The following is a 17604-nucleotide window of genomic DNA, read 5'->3' as shown; positions in this document are numbered from 1 at the left end:
AAATAAAGAAAGTGTGATTTAAGCGATGTTACTATTTAAAAAAATAAATTTAAGATTATATGATTTTGTCGCTTTAAATCGCACTTTATTTATTATTGCGTGATTTTATGGTGCGATTTTGCATTATTATAATCCCCAAAGTTGACGAATGTTATTTGATATTATTTATTTATTAATTGCTTTGTATATTTTGTATACTAAAATTTCTCATTTCTTTGCACGGCGTAGTTTTATTAATTTCTTATTAAATTCACCTTTAAATTTAGTCATTGGTGCCTTAGGGACTGGAAAAACCGCTTTAATGGTTTTAGCTTCTTATTTATTAAGTGGTTGAAAAACGATTTCTACTTTTCCGATTACGGATAAACAAATGCTTTCATTAGGGCATATGTCTTTATTAGATTATAATTATCCGATATTAGAAGAAAAGCATTTGCTGTTATGAGATGAAACTAACTTATTTTTAGAAGGAACTGACTATAAAGAAAATGATAGAGTAACTCAAGGTTTACAAGAATATTTTGCTTCGGCTCGACAATTTACCCACATCGTATTAGCAAGCGGACAACGAGCTGAACATATATGAGTTAAAGTTCGTGATATTGCCAATAATGTAATTGTGGGAATTCGTAAAAAACCCGTTAATATTTTTCGCCCCTATTTACAAGTTATTTATGGCACTTTTAAATCGGTAAGCGAATACGAACAATGACGATTAACTCTGATTAATGCTAAAAATGATAAAAAAGGTCGCAAAATCAAGTATCGTAGCATTCCGGAATTAGACATTTATTTCTTTAAATTGAAAGTTCCGATGTCAATTTTAAACCTTTATGATAATAAATATTTATCATTCTTGCGTGAATTAAGTAATCGTGCTTTGAATGATAATTATCAGCATAAATTTTGAAATGATAATGTAATGGATATTGAAGCATTAGAATATTTAAAAATGGAGAAATTTAGCAAGATACTTACTAAGTTAAAAAATAATCTAAAGAAGAAAAATAAGTAAAGGAGTTTAAAAAAATGGAAAACTTAGAAAAAATGGCTAGTTTAATTGGCGATATGTTTTATAAAGTTTTTGATTTAATTTGAACTTTAACCATTCCCGGAACAGATATTCGCATTATTATTTTTCCACTAATTATGCTTGTGATAAATCTTGTAATTGGTGGCATTTTAGGTATTCATATTGAACGACCAAAAGTTGGTTTTCGTAAAAAATATCGAAAATCAGTTGCTAATTGAGGAACTAAGAAACAATCATCTAGTGGTCCAATTAAGAAATTTAGTAGTAATAGTCCTAAAAATAGACCGTGAGTCGACCAACATGGACGGCGAATAAAAAGGTAGGTTTAGAAAATGTTTAAATTAATAATATTATTTATTCTTGTTGCTGTTTTTTCTATTTTTGCTTTAGGTGATTTTTTAGGTTTATGAGCCTATGTGCGTGAGGGTTTAGAATATTTTAATAAAGTTTTATCAAAAAATATTAAAATTTTAGATTTGTTTAAACCAATGATAAGGTTATTTTCCCAACATCCGATTTTCCAAATTTTAGGAACGATTTGTATTTTATCAACAATATATTTAATTTTAAGAGGACCTACTGAATAAAAAAATATTTTAAAAGGAGTTATTAAAAAATGAAAAAGTTAAAGAAAATATTAAGTATTAAATGATTTAAAAGCGTTTTAGGTTTTATGCATTTTTTTATTATATTTAATACTGTTATGGTTATAATTTGAGTATTTTTAACAAGAATTAGAACTAATACAGATGAGTTTTTTAAAGATTTTATATTGTTTGATTTTCAAAATGTATTTCTTAAAGTGTATTTTTGATTATTAATCGTTTATTTGTTAATAACTGCTATTAAGTTATTTATTAGGGGTTATTACTTTAATAAAGTTTTTAGAAAGCATCAAATGCAAGTTGCTAATTGTGAATGTCCGCAACATCAACATTATAAATTTTCTGATGCTGTTAAAGCAATAAAAAAGAGTTTTAAGGCGTGATGAGATGGATAAAATTATTTCTTGATTTTATATTATAATGTTTATTGGTTTGGTACCCCTAGGGGCGTTCTTTGATACAAAACAATCACCAAAACCTAATATGGAACAATTCTTTATGAAACGAGAAAAACGAGCTACAAACCCTAGTCAATGTGGTGAAAGTTGCGAATTAGAGTTTTCCAAGATTGATAAAAGTGCTTGAATAATTAGTGGTTACGGCGGGGGGTCATATCATTTAGAAATTGATGCTACTAATTTAAAGCTTTCGAGTGATTTTGATATTCAAATAGGTAATGGCGATTTTGTTCAAAGACCAGCCCTTCAATTATTTGTTGACAAAGATAGTGCTGGTTATAATCAAATTAATAACTTTTATCTTTCTAATGGTTCTTATAAGCCCAAGCCTTTTAAAGAATTTTATTTTATTGATAATTTAATTAATTTTAAAGTATTTCTTAATAAGAAAGTTCCGCAAGGTCTTAACACGAAAATGTTTCATATCACTTCATTTTCAGCGGAAATGCCTCCTTTACCAGAAAAAGATAACGAGCAACCGTTACCCTTGGAAATAACTAAAAAAGATGGTGAATATCAGTATAATCAGTTTCAAGATAAACTTGATTATTTGATGATACAACGCCGAGATTTTGATAAATTTAATTATAGTTATTTATATTGAGTTCCCGTTTTTAATTTCTTTGACGATAATTTTAAATATATGAGTGAAATTTCAATTAAATTAAATGGTTTTAAACAGAATAGTAAATTTAGTTTAAGTCGCAAAAATTCATATCCACTTGGTTTCATTGAAAAAGTTATTTTTAGAGAACTTTCCTTTTCTAGTTTTGGTGATGTTATTACTATAAAAACTGAGCATGGTAGCATTGTGGGTTGTAATGAGTTTTTAGAAAATGGTAAATCACTTTGAAAATCTGGCTCACAAACAAGTTTTGGAGGAGATTTTATTAATACCTTTTTTGGACAAATTAATTATTATGGTAATACTTTCCATTTTTTACGCTATGATGATAAATTAAAGACTGATTTTAAAGATTTTATGCTCCATTATCAAAAACATTTAACTGTTGATTTTATTAATGGTTTATTTAACAAAATTTATAAAGTTTTAGGTGGTTTTTTCGTACAATTCTTTTATGCAAGTTTTGATATGGATGTTTCTACTTATGTAGAATTAGATTACAAAGGAATGCCACAAATCCCTAAAAATGTTTTACAAATGGGTTTTTTCTACCGTTCCTTAATTACTTTTTATCCCAAACAATATTTAATTAATTTTGGTTCAACAATCGAAAATAGTAAGAATATGATTTTTCGTTCTTATTTCTTTGTTAAAGATAAACAAATTGTCAATGGTTTTAATACTGGTAAAAGTTCTTATCAAATAGATTTTAATGTTTTAAAAGCGTATGATAACCAATTATGAAAAGCTACTAGTAATAAACTTAAACTGCATTTTTATAACGCTAAAGTTGATGTGATGTATGGAATTAATATTTTTACACTGACTTTTCCGCTATATAAAAAGAAAGGTGAAAGCACCGAATATCATTATTCTTTATACGATTTTAACATTTTGAATTCAACGGCTTTTATTGGCGGTGGAATAAGTGGTAATATGGATGATTTAATTCCAACACCCAGCTGTTCTTATTGAGGTTTATTTAGTGCCATATCTTGTGGTATTCAACACGCTTCTGTTAGTGTGTTGAATTGATTACTTGGTATTTCTGGAATTAATCTTTTAATTCGCCCTATTGCAGATATTGCTAAAACAACGATTAATTTTACCAAAACCGCCTTTCCGGTGTTTGAAGTTATCCCGGCATTTCAGATGTTATTTGAATTTGTAGTGCCATTAGCAATCTTATTAATGATATTAAAAAAGTTCTCTTAAATATTGCCAATATTTTTTATAATATAATTCCTTTGAAAGGAGGATTTTTATTTATGCGAAAATTTTTATCAGCTTTAAATTTAGTATGTATACTGTTTATTTTTGGATGTAGTAAAAATAGCAATGATTTAAAAACATATAAATTACAATTTTCTAAAATTGGTAAAAGTGCTTGAATAATTAGTGGTTACGGCGGGGGTTCATATCATTTAGAAATTGATGCTACTGATTTAAAGCTTTCTGGTGATTTTGATATTCAAATAGGTAATGGCGATTTTGTTCAAAGACCAGCCCTTCAATTATTTGTTGACAAAGATAGTGCTGGTTATAATCAAATTAATAACTTTTATCGTTCTAATGGTTCTTATAAGTCCAAGCCTTTTAAAGAATTTTATTTTATTGATAATTTAATTAATTTTAAAGTATTTCTTAATAAGAAAGTTCCGCAAGGTCTTAACACGAAAATGTTTCATATCACTTCATTTTCAGCGGAAATGCCTCATTAATTTAGTAATTTAATAACCATTCTTGAAAATCGTATTTTTGTAATACGATTTTCTTAATTTAAGGAGTTTAAAAATGAAATATATTATTTCTCAAGCAGATTTAGCAGATTTAAAAGCAAAAATCCAAAGTTGACTAAGTGCTAATTGCCGCAATCCTTATTACTATAAAACTAAAAAACGCCTTACTGCCTATTTAAACTTATGTACTTATTTCTATATTGAAGAAACTACTTTAACAAAACTTATTAAAAAATATTTTAAGAATGCAACGAAAACTTTTTATCGTTGGGCACAAAAAATTATGACTGCTTATTATTCTGACAATCTAGATTTGTTATTGTTTAAAACTACAAAACCACAAAATATTAATTATCAATATAGTTTAAATTCTCGCAAAAAAGTATGTGATTTATATTTTGATTACAAAAATCTTCAAGCTGGCGGAATGTGGTCTTTATTTAACAATTTAAAAATCGGTTTTCACGCTGTTAAAAATTCAGAAGTTCCGAAAAATATCAAAACTTTTTATCGTTGAATTAAATCCGACCCTCGTTGAAAAGAATTAAAACAGCAAATCAAACAAACAAAACGCCATTTTAAGCGTTATGAAGTTTCTGATATTGGTCTCTTACAAATGGATGCTAAAATCATTACCCCATCAAATTTTCCGGTTGATAAAAAATATTACATTTATGATTTTATTGACGAAATGACGCGCATAGTATTTGGTTATGTTTATGATAGTTTGGGAACTAACAATGCCATTAATGCGACACGAAGAGCGATGAAAGATTTCGGCGAACTTGGCATAATCATTAAACGCCTTCGTACTGAGCCTTCGTACTGACAACGCTCCAGAATTTACTACTACTAACTGAAGTAATAAAAAATCATACAAAGTAAAAGAAAGGCCTTTTACAACCTTTCTTTCGAGGAACGTAATTGTCCACGAAACCACGCCAATCCGTTCTCCTCAGAGCAATGGAAAGATTGAACGATTTCATCAACATTATACCAAATTATTTTATTCTAAGGATAAAAAACTAAATCAAAATGAACTTCAACATTATTTAAACAAATATTATTACTTTTATAATTTTGAACGCCATCATTCTTCATTAAACACTAAAACTCCATTTCAAACATTACAAAAACTTTTAATAAAATAATTTCTAGAAGTTTAAATAATTATTTTTTACAAAATATTTAATTTATTAGTCTCGTTATGGTTATGAAGCGATTGTTCCTAAAAAACTTAATATTTTATGATTTTTGTTTTACTTCATGAAACTCAATATTACCATCAAATCCTTGTTTTAATGACCTATGCGCACTCCCATTAAAAGTTATACTATCATCATTATTTATGGTAATTTCTTGTGGCAAAAGATTATATTCTTTTAATTTTTGCATAATTTCTTTAATTAAAATTTCAAATGATTTTTCTTCATTGCTTGTATTTGTTATTTGTGAAGTAATGTTACCATAAATATTTTGTGTTAATTTTAATGTTATTTGCCCTAAAACTTCATCTAATGAAGCAGTAACCTTAATCTTTTGATTTGGGTTAACTTCAATTTCTTGTGACGGTAATTCCACTTCTGAAACTTCTTTATATTCATTTGTTTTATTACTTGAAAAATCAAATGTATTACTTAAGGTTTTTGTTTCTGATGATGTATTTGTATTTGAAGAACCGTATTCTCCCCCGATACCTAATTTTTTATCAATAGTTGCTGATACACCTGCAAAAGGTCAAACATTAGCTTCAGCCGTCGTACTTATACCAAGTTCAAAATTTCAATTATGTTTCATATCTGAACTTGAACTTTGTTCTGAACTTTTCTCTTCACCTTCAGTTTTGCTTAAACCTGTTGTAATTTGAGAACTTACGGTTGTTTCTTTTGTATATTTACAATTTGGCGTTTTCATTTTTTGTTTTTCAGGTAAATTATGAAATAATGTGGTTGTCCCAAAACAGATGTTTTTACTATTTTGATTATATATTGGTTCAATACTTTTTGTTGCTGTTACATTTGAATATATCAAATTACCTGAATTAATATTTTTAATTTCTTTTATAGTAATTCCTTGATTTTTATCTCGATAACTTAAAAATATCCCCTTTTTAATTAGTTCGTTTAAATTAATAATTTTATTTTCTTGATTATTTATTATGTATCAAATTTTCTTTTCACCAAAATATTTATCACTATCTTTTCTTGCTTGTATCGTAACAGAAATATTAGTTTTTTCAACTACTTCTAATTGTGAAATATCTAAATTTAGGTTTAAATAATTTAATTCGTTTAAAATGGCATTGTTGTTATTATTAATAATATTTAAATCAGTATTTGTAATAATTTCATTTAAATCTTGTCTAACTTTAAAATTACTACAAAAAACATAACTATCAATACTATATTTATTTGAGTCAGCTTTTACTGCGATTGTTAATTTACCATTTGGAACTTTTTCTTTAACATATATTTGTGTAATGTCTAAATCAGGGTTAGCTTGTTTAGCGGCCGCTAAAATTGTTTCATCATTAATATTATCAACAGGATTTAAACATTTTTTAAAGTCATTAAATAAATCAGGAATCACAAAATAAACAACTACTCATGAACCCGGGCTATATTTCCCGGTTAAATTTACTGTAATTTTTGCAGATTTATTAGTTATATCAGATACAGATAAATGAGAAATATCTATATTAGGATTTTTTATTTTAATAGCATCTAAAATATTAGTTTCTTTACTTTCATAAATTTCACTTAAATTTGTATTTAAAAGTGCTTCGTTTATAATTTGTTTATTTAAATATTTATTTTCATAAAAATTTGTATCTTCTGTTATTATATTTACACTAGTAAACCCCCCGTTTCAATCAATTATAATTCTTATACGTTCGCGTTTACTACATTCTCTTCATTTAGAAATTACTGTACTTCAATTGTTTCATAACCCCTCTGCAAATTTATCAACATAATAATAAGTTACTCTCCTATCTCATTCACCAATATCATTTTTATTATAATAATAATCTTTAAGAATATCTTTAAATTTTTCTTTAAAATTTTCAAAATTATTGCCCACTCTATATTTTTCTATAATAATTTCTTCTCATAAATTAGGTTTAAAATGAAAATACATATTTTCACTAGAAGCCGACAAATCGTTTCCATCACCATCATTTGGACTTCTTTTAACTCTACTTAAAGCTTCTACATTATTTGTTTGTTGATAATTAATTTCATTATTTATTATTTTATTTTCTGGTATTTCTGCTGAGGCGTTCGCCAAGACTATTGGTGTTATGCTCGATAAGCTTGTAATTGTTGTTAACATTGCTAGTAATTTTTTCATATTAATCAAATCCTTTTCGTAAGTTTTTATTAATTAATAAAATTTACAACACCTTTTCCTTTCTCCAAAAATTAATCTACAGCCTCTTTGCCTTGGAATCTAATTATAAACCATTTTAAAAATTTTTTTGCATTATTTTAAATTTATCATCCCTTTTTTAAAAACCCTCTTGTGCTTGTCATAAGTCTGTGGTATATTACAAGATTGCTAATTTTTTGTAGAAACCATATACATATGACAAGATTTTGTTTTCTACAAACTTTTAGGGGGTGTTTTCTTTTGGCAGTAATATTTTGTATTGAATGCGACAACGAAAGTTATGTTGTTGGTAATAAAAATACAGTTGTAATCTGTAATTCTTGCGATGAAAAGGGTTTTTAAATTTTGAAAGGAACGATAGATTATAAAATATGTCGCTGGTGTTTACATCTATTTAGTGATAAACGATATTTGCATATTGCTTGTGAGAAAAAATTTATTAATCATATTAAAAAAATTTTAAAAAATAAAAGTAAAAGGAATTTAAAAAATAATGTTTAAAGTTAAATTAGTTAGTATAAAAAGAAAAATATTTAAAAATAAAGATGGCTCTATGATGTCAGGTTATTCTGCCGAATTTTTGCGTTATGAAAATGACTTATTTGAGCCTACCGGCGAACAAAAGGCTTTATGAATTGATGATAACAATCTAGAACAACAAGAAATTTATAAACTGTTAAAAGAAAATATTAAATCATTTTTTAGTTGCGAATTAACTTTTGAAAAAACCCCCAAAATAGTTAACTTGCAAAAAATTGAATTATCAAAAAATCAAAAAAACTTGTCCAGTTAATTGATAATCACTTCGGTCTGCCTAGCGGTGCGGAAGGCGTATGCCCCTCCCGCTAGCGGGTTAGTCGGCGAAGCCGACTATTACTTGATTAAATAACACAACTGAACGAAAACCTAAAATAGGAGCAAAAAATATGAATTTACAAGCTCAAAATCCGACTGATTTCTATATGAAAACCATTTATTATGGTCAGTACATTCGTAATGTTGTTATGCCTTTAGAACGCATTAAAGCAAATACTCGTAATGTTAGTGGTTTAAAGAATAAAGGCGAACGAGAAACTAAAATATTAAATAGTAATGTGCGTGCTAAATGTAGTGCCGTTAGAAAGGCCTATCATAATTTTTCAGTTAAAGAAATTACATTTTTAACTTTGACTTATAAGTTAAACGAAACAGATGTTAAAAAATGTAAAAAAGAATTAAAAAAATTTTTTAGAAATATAAAATATTATTTTGAAAAAAAGAATAAAGAAATTAAATATTTTTATACATATGAATATCAACAAAGAGGAGCGATACATTTTCATATTTTACTTGATAAAAAAATACCAAATAAATTAGTTCTTAAACACTGACCTTATGGATTAAATAAAAATTTGGTTGTTAAACAAGATACTAATGAAGCAGTTGTTAAATACTGCTCTAAATATATTACTAAAAATGTCTTGAATGAAAAATCATTAAATCAGTATGACTTAAATATCAAGGCTTATCAATTCTCTTACAACTGTCAAAATCCCATCATTAGAAAACAAGTATTTACCGATACTTTGAATAATATTGTTAATCGCACCATAAATTCTGAATTTGTAAAGTACTTAAAATCAGCAGTTAACAAATTTAAAACTAAAATGTGCGGAGTAATCTATGAATTTAAAAATATCAATTATGTAGAATTTGAAAGTGAAAATTATGCTTCGTTAGAAAGTTTAAGGTTTAGAAACCAACTAAGAAAAATGAAACACTAGGAGTTAATAAGTATGTCTCGTAGTTATATTGTTATGCATTCACAGAGAAATTCAAAATTAATTAGGAAAAAATACAGTCGGGTTAAAGTTAATCGTGGTTTTAAAAATAATCACTATAAAACTTGGGGGTTTAAAAATAAAAATATGAGTTAATTTAAAAGATAAAAATTATCATCGAGAATTTATATATTCTATTAATAAAAAAACTGGATTACAACAAAGATTTTGAGCGTGTAGAAATGAAATTTATTTAATTAGAACTGATTTAAATGGCAAAAAGTGAATTTGTGTTCGGGCTTGAATAAAGAAAAATAGTTATGATTGAGATATTCGTGCTTATGATTTGTATACTAAAAAATTAGAAAATTAAGGAGAAAAGAAAAATGAGTATTTTTGGATTAGTGTTTTTTACGATTTTAACATTATTACTAGCATATTATATTGCGGTTAATATTTATCGGTTTTTAAAAGATAAAAAGAAATACGGTAGTGAAGCAAAACAGTTGCCAAAAGATTTTACTTATGCACAACGAATATTTATTGCAAAGTTTAAGCGAAATTTATTAGAACAAGATGAAAAAGAAATTAAAAAGTAGGTTTAGAAAATGTTTAAAAAAATAATTATTGAATTAATTGAATTAATTTATCCAACTGCTGATTTACCACCCCAAGTTGTATTTTTGTTTTCAATTTTAATAATTGTAATGCTCTTCTCAGCAATTATTTTTCTACTCTTTTGACCTTTTAAGCGGTAATTATTATGTTTTTAGTTGCTTGAAAAGATTTAGATTGAGAAATGATAAAATCATATTTTTGAGATTTATTTATTCGCTGAATTATACTTGTAAGTGCAAGTAAATAAAATTGCAAAAGATTTCATATAAAAATTTCATGATGCTAAGTTTATTTTAGAAAAAGTAAATTTAAGGAGTTTTTATATGGGATACAAACATCTTGGCATAGATGAAAGAATTTATATTGAGAATCAATTGAAATTTAAAGTAAAAATTAGTGAAATAGCTAAAAATCTTAATCGAAGTATTAGTACTATTAATCGAGAAGTTAATAGAAATAAAGATAATAATCATTATTTTTCATTAATTGCACAAAATAAAGCAGAAAATAGAAAACAATTACATGTTTATTTTCATAAATTTAAAAATAGAGAATTAGTAAAATATGTACAACAAAAATTATTATTAGGTTGATCGCCTGAACAAATTTATGGCAGAATTAAAAATTTTCATCAAGAATGAATTATTAGTTTTAAAACAATTTACAATTGAATTTATTCTTGATTACTTGAAAAGGTTACTAGTAAAAATTTAAGAAGAAAAGGTAAGAAACGAAAATCTCAAGAAAATCGGGGTAAATTTAATGGTAAATCCATTAAAAAACGAAATGTTAATAATCGCATAACTCTTGGCCATTGAGAAGGTGATACTGTAGTATCATCACGAGGTAAAAGTAAATCATGTTTAATAACTTTAGTTGAAAGAACATCAAGATTTACTTTAGCAATATTAGTTGAAAATAGAACTACTAAAGTTATTAACAAAAATATTAGTCATTATTTATCAATTCTTCCAAATAATCTTGTTAAGACTATAACATTTGATAGGGGTAAAGAATTTGCTAATTGACAACAACTTGAAAAAAATTTAAATGTGAAAATTTATTTTGCTGATGCATATTCACCTTGACAAAGAGGTACTAATGAAAATACTAATGGTTTAATTAGAGAAAAATTTCCTAAAAAATTTAATTTTTCAAACACTACTAAAAATGCAGTTCATAAATTTATATTGTCTTTAAACCAAAGACCAAGAAAAATACTAAATTATCTTTCGCCAATCGAATATTTGGTTAGAAAAATAATTTAGTTGCACTTAACTTTACAATTTGGCATTTATTCCGGTGTGAGTTTCTGGTAAAGAAATTGATTTAACCAAAGAACTACTTTGACTTTTAATAGCCAATATTGCCTTTTGAATGGTATTAGTATTCATTATCTTATTTATGGTTATTTTATTTTATAAGGTTAAATCATATTTTGTTTAGAAAGGGGGTGATTATATGATTGGAACTTTCTTGGCCGATGCACCAGCAAAAATTACTGGTGAACAAGCGGTTACTAACTTATGAAAAGCATTAATTACAGCGTTCGGTAATATTTGAACTGATATTATTGGTGGCAATATGCCAAATGTCGTTAATTTTTTTGCTACATATTGAGTTTTCTTGCTTGGCGTGATTATTGGTTTATTTTTAATCGCTTTCAAAATGTTTGAAAAATTAATGCCCGGCAGATAGTAATAAAAATAAAGAAAGTGTGATTTAAGTGATGCTATTGTTTAAAAAAATAAATTTAAGACTATATGATTTTGTGGCTTTAAATCGCACTTTATTTATTATTGCGTGATTCTATGGTGCGATTTTGCATTATTATAATCCCCAAAGTTGACGAATGTTATTTGATATTATTTATTAATTGCTTTGTATATTTTATATACTAAAATTTCTCATTTCTTTGCTCGTCGAAGTTTTATTAATTTCTTATTAAATTCACCTTTAAATTTAGTAATTGGTGCTTTAGGAACTGGAAAAACCGCTTTAATGGTTTTAGCTTCTTACTTATTAAGTGGTTGAAAAACGATTTCTACTTTTCCGATTACAGATAAACAAATGCTTTCATTAGGGCATATGTCTTTATTAGATTATAATTATCCGATATTAGAAGAAAAGCATTTGCTGTTATGAGATGAAACTAATTTATTTTTAGAAGGAACTGACTATAAAGAAAATGATAGGGTAACTCAAGGTTTACAAGAATATTTCGCTTCAGCACGGCAATTTACTCATATCGTATTAGCAAGCGGACAACGAGCCGAACATATATGAGTTAAAGTTCGTGATATTGCGAATTCAATAATTGTTGGCATTAGAAAAAAACCAGTTAGTATCTTTCGTCCTTATTTACAAGTTATTTATGGTACTTTTAAATCGGTAAGCGAATACGAACAATGACGTTTAACTCTGATTAATGCTAAAAATGATAAAAAAGGTCGCAAAATCAAGTATCGTAGTATTCCAGAATTAGACATTTATTTCTTTAAATTGAAAATTCCGATGTCAATTTTAAACCTTTACGATAATAAATATTTATCATTCTTGCGTGAATTAAGTAATCGTGCTTTGAATGATAATTATCAACATAAATTTTGAAATGATAATGTAATGGATATTGAAGCATTAGAATATTTAAAAATGGAAAAATTCAGTAAGATACTTACTAAGTTAAAAAATAATCTGAAGAAGAAAAACAAGTAAAGGAGTTTAAAAAATGGAAAACTTAGAAAAAATGGCTAGTTTGATTGGCGATATGTTTTATAAAGTTTTTGATTTAATTTGAACTTTAACCATTCCTGGAACAGATATGCGCATTATTATTTTTCCACTAATTATGCTTGTGATAAATCTTGTAATTGGTGGTATTTTAGGTATTCATATTGAACGACTAAAAGTTGGTTTTCGTAAAAAATATCGAAAATCAGTTGCTAATTGAGGAACTAAGAAATAATCATCTACTGGTCCAATTAAAAAATTTAGTGGTAATAGTTCTAAAAATAGACCGTGAGTTAACCAACACGGGCGGCGAATAAAAAGGTAGGTTTTTAAAATGTTTAAATTAATAATTTTATTTATTCTTGTTGCTGTTTTTTCTATTTTTGCTTTAAATGACTTTTTAAGTTTATGAGCCTATGTGCGTGAGAGTTTAGAATATTTTAATAAAGTTCTATCAAATAATATTAAAATTTTAGATTTGTTTAAACCAATGATAAGGTTATTTTCCCAACATCCGATTTTCCAAATTTTAGGAACTATTTGCATTTTATCAACAATATATTTAATTTTAAGGAGTTAAAAAATGAAAAAGTTAAAGAAAATATTACGTATTAAATGATTTAAAAGTGTTTTAGGTTTTATACATTTTTTTATTATACTTCATAGTTTTATCGTTATAATTTGAGTGTTTTTAACAAGAATTATAACTAATACAGATGAGTTTTTTAAAGATTTTATATTGTTTGATTTTCAAAATGTATTTTTTAAGGTGTATTTTTGATTATTAATGGTTTATTTGTTAATGACAGTTGTTAAGTTAATTATTAAGCGTTTTTATTTTAATAAAGTAGTTAGAAAACATCAAAAAGAAGTTATTAATATTTCTGAATGTCCATTATATTATGAATATAAATTCTCTCATTCTTTTAAAGCAATAAAAGAGAGTTTTAAGTCGTGATGAGATGCATAAGATTATTTCTTGATTTATTTATAATGTTTATTGGTTTGGTGCCATTAGGGGTGTTCTTTGATACAAAACAACCACCAAAACCTAATATGGAACAATCCTTTATGAAACGACAAAAACGAACCACAAATCCTAGTCAATGTGGAAATAGTTGTAAATTAGAGTTTTTTAATATTTATAATAGTTTTTTAATTCCTAGCAAAATTGGCGGTGGGGCTAAAATTAAATTTCAAGATAACATCGATTTACCGCTTGAAATTAAAAAAACTCGCATTTTTAGTTTATCTCTTGGTAATAAAAATAAAGATTGAATTAATTTTTATAAAAATAATGGTGTTAAAAAAACTTACGATGATTTTAGTTATTTAGATTCAGATTTTGGTTATGAGATTTCTGAGATAATTAATGTTAAGATAACATTTACTAAATCAATAGGATTATCTTATAGTATAACTTCATTCTATGCCGAAATGCCTAATAAAAATTAGTAATTTAATAAATATTCTTGAAAATCGTATTAAAAAATACGATTTTCTTAATTTAAGGAGTTTAAAAAAATGAAATATATTATTTCCCAAGCCGATTTAGCAGATTTAAAAGCAAAAGCACAAAGTTGATTAAGTTCTAATTGTCGTAATTCTTATTACTATAAAACTAAAAAAACGCATTACTGCCTATTTAAATTTATGTACTTATTTTTATATTGAAGAAACAACTTTAACAAAACTTATTAAAAAATATTTTAAGAATGCAACAAAAACTTTTTATCGCTGGGCAGAAAAAATTATGACCGCTTATTATTCTGATAATTTAGATTTGTTATTGTTTAAAACTACAAAACCACAAAATCTTAATTATCAATATAGTTTAAATTCTCGCGAAAAAGTATGTGATTTATATTTTGATTACAAAAATCTTCAAGCTGGCGGAATGTGGTCTTTATTTAATAATTTAAAGATCGGTTCTCACGATATTAAAAATTCAGAAGTTCCTAAAAATATCAAAACTTTTTATCGTTGAATTAAATCTGACCCTCGTTGAAAAGAATTAAAACAGCAAATCAAACAAACTAAACGCCATTTTAAGCGTTATGAAGTCTCTGAGATTGGTCTTTTACAAATGGATACCAAAATCATTACTACATCAAATTTTCCGGTTGATAAAAAATATTACATTTATGATTTCATTGATGAAATGACACGGCTAGTGTTTGGTTATGTTTATGATAGTTTAGGAACTAATAACGCCATTAATGCTATGCAAAGAGCAATGAAAGATTTTAGCGAGCTTGGCATAACAATTAAACGCCTTCGTACTGATAATGCTCCGGAATTCACCACTACTAATTGAAGCAATAAAAAAGCATATAAAGTAAAAGAAAGGCCTTTTACAACCTTTCTTTCGAGGAACGGAATTGTCCACGAAACCACACCGATTCGTTCGCCACAGAGTAACGGTAAAATTGAGCGGTTTCATCAACATTATACCAAATTATTTTATGCTAAGGATAAAAAATTAAATCAAAATGAACTCCAACATTATTTAAACAAATATTATTACTTTTATAACTTTGAACGCTGTCATTCGACATTACAAAATAAATCACCATTTCAAACATTACAAAAATTTTTAACAAAGTAATTTCTAGAAGTTTGAATAATTATTTTTTACAAAATATTTAACTTGTTGTTCCAGTTTTGATTAAACTGATTACCCCTAAAATACTTAATATTTTTTTTCATTATTGTTGTTTTCCTTTTTTGAGTTGTTTTATTATTTTTTAAATATTATTCTCAATTAAGCGACTTTATTGAAATAGTATAATTAACACCTATATTTCCAGTATAAACAATTGTATCATAAGAATTAATAGTTGCACTGTTATTAGTAATATTTTCAACTTTAATTTTTGTTATATCTACTGACTGATTTTTTTCTTTTACTCTATTTTTGATTTGTTGTTCTGTGGGATTAGATAAATTAGTAGTTTCAAATTCGCCTAAAGTGGTATTTGTAATAATTTTATTTAAATTAACATTAGATAAAAAATTAACTTTTACACTACCACTATAAAAGTCTTTTTTTTTACTATAAGTTATTTTTGCATCTCTAAGTGTTATATCTTTAATTTCAAAATCATTTATTATATTATTTTTTAAGTTGTTATTTAATTCTTTTAATTTATCTTTAATTTGCTGTTCCGATGGTTTATCAGTTCCATTAGTTCTAATTGGGCCTAATTCAATTTTTTTAATAAGCAATCTTAATGGTCTAGTATAATTAATATTTGTTTCACCAATATAAATACTTGTATCAATTGAGGTAATCTTAGCCGTGTTTAGGGTAATATTTTCAACTTTAATTTTAGTATTATCTAACTGCGGATTTAAATTTTTTAAAAAGTGTTTCAATAAATTTTCATCATAATTACCACCAAAGATATCTATATCAATTTCTCCTAAATTAGTATTTTTAATAATTCTATTTATTGGTACAGACTTATCAACTGTAAAATTAATTGTTATTTTACCACTAAAACCAGCTATACTAACTACTGCACTATTTACAGTAATATTTTCAACTTTAATTTTTGTTATATCTACTGACTGATTTTTTTCTTTTACTCTATTTTTGATTTGTTGTTCTGTTGGTTTATCAGCTCCATCAGTTTTAAATACAGGTTTAGTTTTACCATTTTCTGTGTTTCTTTTATTTCTTATTGTAGTTAAGTACATTCAATTTAATTCATCTAAATCACCAACTTTTTTAATTTCTTTTTGTAATGAACTAGTAGCAATTACAGTTGGCATTGTACTACTAGCAATCGTAATTGTTCCTAATAATCTTAAAAGTTTTTTCATATTAATTAAATTCCTTTCGTGAATTTTTACTAATTAATAAAATTTACCAAATAATTAACAACCTTTCTCCAAATTTTAATCTGTAATTCCTTTGCTTTGGAATTTAATTATAAATTATTTTTAAAAATTTTCTGCATTATTTGATAATTTATCATCCCTTTTTAAAAAAACTTCTTGTACTTGTCATAAGTCTGTGGTATATTACAAAATTGCTAATTTTTTGTGTAAAGCACACACTTATGTTAGTTTTGCACAAAATCAATAAATAAATATGAGCTCATTTATTTATTGCAAGAAATATAAGGTTAAATTAACACTTATTATTTTTAATTATGCTTTATATTTTTTGCACCAATGAAATCAAACTAAGTTAATTAGTAAACGAAGTTTACTAACAAAACTTGTTAAACATTCAAATCTGCGATATATAAATGTTTAAAAAACTTAGTTAAATAACTTAGTTTATAACAAATAAGAAAGGTAATTTACTATGAAAAACATTGAAAACATTTTCTTAAATACTAAAAAATATCTCTTAAAAGAAACGCAAAACGCAATTTTAATCAAAGCACCAAAAATTCCCTGATTTAATAAACAAATCGATATTTGGTTTCCAAAAAGATTTGTTTATAAAGGAAAATATGAAAATTCCATTTGCATCGGAATAATCAAGAATAGTGAATATCAAGTAATTTCAGTTAATCAACAAGAGCAAGAAACTAAGTTAATTAAAGGCCAAGAATTATTAGGTTTCTTCATTGCCGAAAAAGAAAACAACAAAAAAGATACAAATTATAACTATTTTAAAGGAGTTTAAA

The 17604-nt window shown here is 25.8% G+C and carries 23 protein-coding genes; 21 read left to right on the top strand and 2 right to left on the bottom strand.

Annotation, left to right across the window (positions count from 1 at the left end; translation table 4 throughout):
• The first annotated feature begins 25 nt into the window (after window positions 1-25).
• From AAHN02_RS03545 to AAHN02_RS06415, 8 genes are all read left to right on the top strand, one after another.
• On the top strand, window positions 26-1015 hold the full coding sequence (locus tag AAHN02_RS03545) for a hypothetical protein (RefSeq protein WP_342277308.1): 990 nt from the start codon (window positions 26-28) through the stop codon (window positions 1013-1015).
• A gap of 14 nt (window positions 1016-1029) precedes the next feature.
• Complete coding sequence (locus tag AAHN02_RS03540; protein WP_339024256.1) at window positions 1030-1356, top strand: hypothetical protein; 327 nt, start codon at window positions 1030-1032, stop codon at window positions 1354-1356.
• Between the two features lie 9 nt (window positions 1357-1365).
• Window positions 1366-1620 carry a hypothetical protein gene (locus tag AAHN02_RS03535; RefSeq protein WP_342277307.1) on the top strand — a complete coding sequence of 85 codons (255 nt, stop codon included), beginning with the start codon at window positions 1366-1368 and terminating at the stop codon, window positions 1618-1620.
• 29 nt (window positions 1621-1649) lie between these two features.
• The gene (locus tag AAHN02_RS03530) at window positions 1650-2033 is read left to right on the top strand and encodes a hypothetical protein (protein WP_342277306.1); all 384 of its coding nucleotides are present in this window, start codon (window positions 1650-1652) and stop codon (window positions 2031-2033) included.
• Entirely contained in the window at window positions 2026-3936 is a 1911-nt protein-coding gene (locus AAHN02_RS03525; protein WP_342277305.1) for a hypothetical protein, read from the top strand. Before AAHN02_RS03530 ends, AAHN02_RS03525 begins: the two co-directional genes overlap by 8 nt.
• 53 nt (window positions 3937-3989) lie before the next feature.
• Window positions 3990-4442: a hypothetical protein gene (locus AAHN02_RS03520; protein WP_342277304.1), complete on the top strand. Its 453-nt coding sequence runs from the start codon at window positions 3990-3992 to the stop codon at window positions 4440-4442.
• A 73-nt stretch (window positions 4443-4515) separates the two neighbouring features.
• Entirely contained in the window at window positions 4516-5316 is an 801-nt protein-coding gene (locus AAHN02_RS03515; protein WP_342277303.1) for an IS481 family transposase, read from the top strand.
• Window positions 5258-5611: an integrase core domain-containing protein gene (locus AAHN02_RS06415; RefSeq protein WP_425289507.1), complete on the top strand. Its 354-nt coding sequence runs from the start codon at window positions 5258-5260 to the stop codon at window positions 5609-5611. Before AAHN02_RS03515 ends, AAHN02_RS06415 begins: the two co-directional genes overlap by 59 nt.
• 94 nt (window positions 5612-5705) lie before the next feature.
• Here the strand turns inward: AAHN02_RS06415 and AAHN02_RS03510 are convergent, their stop codons facing one another.
• The gene (locus AAHN02_RS03510) at window positions 5706-7811 is read right to left on the bottom strand and encodes an ETX/MTX2 family pore-forming toxin (protein WP_342277302.1); all 2106 of its coding nucleotides are present in this window, start codon (window positions 7809-7811) and stop codon (window positions 5706-5708) included.
• 532 nt (window positions 7812-8343) lie between these two features.
• On the opposite strand from AAHN02_RS03510, the gene AAHN02_RS03505 reads away from it, so the two are divergent.
• From AAHN02_RS03505 to AAHN02_RS03450, 12 genes are all read left to right on the top strand, one after another.
• Complete coding sequence (locus AAHN02_RS03505) at window positions 8344-8643, top strand: hypothetical protein (protein ID WP_342277301.1); 300 nt, start codon at window positions 8344-8346, stop codon at window positions 8641-8643.
• A 133-nt stretch (window positions 8644-8776) separates the two neighbouring features.
• A complete protein-coding gene (locus AAHN02_RS03500) occupies window positions 8777-9613 on the top strand; it encodes a rolling circle replication-associated protein (protein WP_342277300.1) in 837 nt (278 codons plus the stop codon).
• 94 nt (window positions 9614-9707) lie between these two features.
• Window positions 9708-9983: a hypothetical protein gene (locus AAHN02_RS03495; RefSeq protein ID WP_342277299.1), complete on the top strand. Its 276-nt coding sequence runs from the start codon at window positions 9708-9710 to the stop codon at window positions 9981-9983.
• Window positions 9984-9996: 13 nt separating this feature from the next.
• Entirely contained in the window at window positions 9997-10209 is a 213-nt protein-coding gene (locus AAHN02_RS03490; protein WP_338966947.1) for a hypothetical protein, read from the top strand.
• Window positions 10210-10551: 342 nt separating this feature from the next.
• Window positions 10552-11496, top strand: a complete 945-nt coding sequence (locus AAHN02_RS03485; RefSeq protein WP_342277298.1) for an IS30 family transposase — start codon at window positions 10552-10554, stop codon at window positions 11494-11496.
• A 193-nt stretch (window positions 11497-11689) separates the two neighbouring features.
• Window positions 11690-11926: a hypothetical protein gene (locus AAHN02_RS03480; RefSeq protein ID WP_338967750.1), complete on the top strand. Its 237-nt coding sequence runs from the start codon at window positions 11690-11692 to the stop codon at window positions 11924-11926.
• A 147-nt stretch (window positions 11927-12073) separates the two neighbouring features.
• Entirely contained in the window at window positions 12074-12943 is an 870-nt protein-coding gene (locus tag AAHN02_RS03475) for a hypothetical protein (protein WP_342277297.1), read from the top strand.
• Between the two features lie 13 nt (window positions 12944-12956).
• The gene (locus AAHN02_RS03470; protein ID WP_342277296.1) at window positions 12957-13193 is read left to right on the top strand and encodes a hypothetical protein; all 237 of its coding nucleotides are present in this window, start codon (window positions 12957-12959) and stop codon (window positions 13191-13193) included.
• Window positions 13194-13292: 99 nt separating this feature from the next.
• Complete coding sequence (locus AAHN02_RS03465) at window positions 13293-13538, top strand: hypothetical protein (protein ID WP_342277295.1); 246 nt, start codon at window positions 13293-13295, stop codon at window positions 13536-13538.
• 105 nt (window positions 13539-13643) lie between these two features.
• The gene (locus AAHN02_RS03460) at window positions 13644-13928 is read left to right on the top strand and encodes a hypothetical protein (RefSeq protein WP_342277294.1); all 285 of its coding nucleotides are present in this window, start codon (window positions 13644-13646) and stop codon (window positions 13926-13928) included.
• A 23-nt stretch (window positions 13929-13951) separates the two neighbouring features.
• Window positions 13952-14413 carry a hypothetical protein gene (locus AAHN02_RS03455; protein ID WP_342277293.1) on the top strand — a complete coding sequence of 154 codons (462 nt, stop codon included), beginning with the start codon at window positions 13952-13954 and terminating at the stop codon, window positions 14411-14413.
• Between the two features lie 298 nt (window positions 14414-14711).
• Window positions 14712-15566, top strand: a complete 855-nt coding sequence (locus tag AAHN02_RS03450) for a DDE-type integrase/transposase/recombinase (protein WP_342277292.1) — start codon at window positions 14712-14714, stop codon at window positions 15564-15566.
• Window positions 15567-15712: 146 nt separating this feature from the next.
• Here the strand turns inward: AAHN02_RS03450 and AAHN02_RS03445 are convergent, their stop codons facing one another.
• The gene (locus AAHN02_RS03445) at window positions 15713-16786 is read right to left on the bottom strand and encodes a hypothetical protein (RefSeq protein ID WP_342277291.1); all 1074 of its coding nucleotides are present in this window, start codon (window positions 16784-16786) and stop codon (window positions 15713-15715) included.
• 490 nt (window positions 16787-17276) lie between these two features.
• Between AAHN02_RS03445 and AAHN02_RS03440 the strand changes: the two genes are divergently transcribed.
• Window positions 17277-17603, top strand: coding sequence for a hypothetical protein (locus tag AAHN02_RS03440; protein WP_342277290.1), 327 nt, complete (start codon window positions 17277-17279; stop codon window positions 17601-17603).
• Window position 17604: the final 1 nt, after the last annotated feature.

It is taken from the genome of Spiroplasma endosymbiont of Nephrotoma flavescens, assembly GCF_964030835.1.
Classification (GTDB): domain Bacteria; phylum Bacillota_I; class Bacilli_A; order Mycoplasmatales; family Nriv7; genus Nriv7.
Note: the sequence above shows the minus strand (reverse complement) of the source record. Positions and strands in the feature narration are given on the sequence as shown.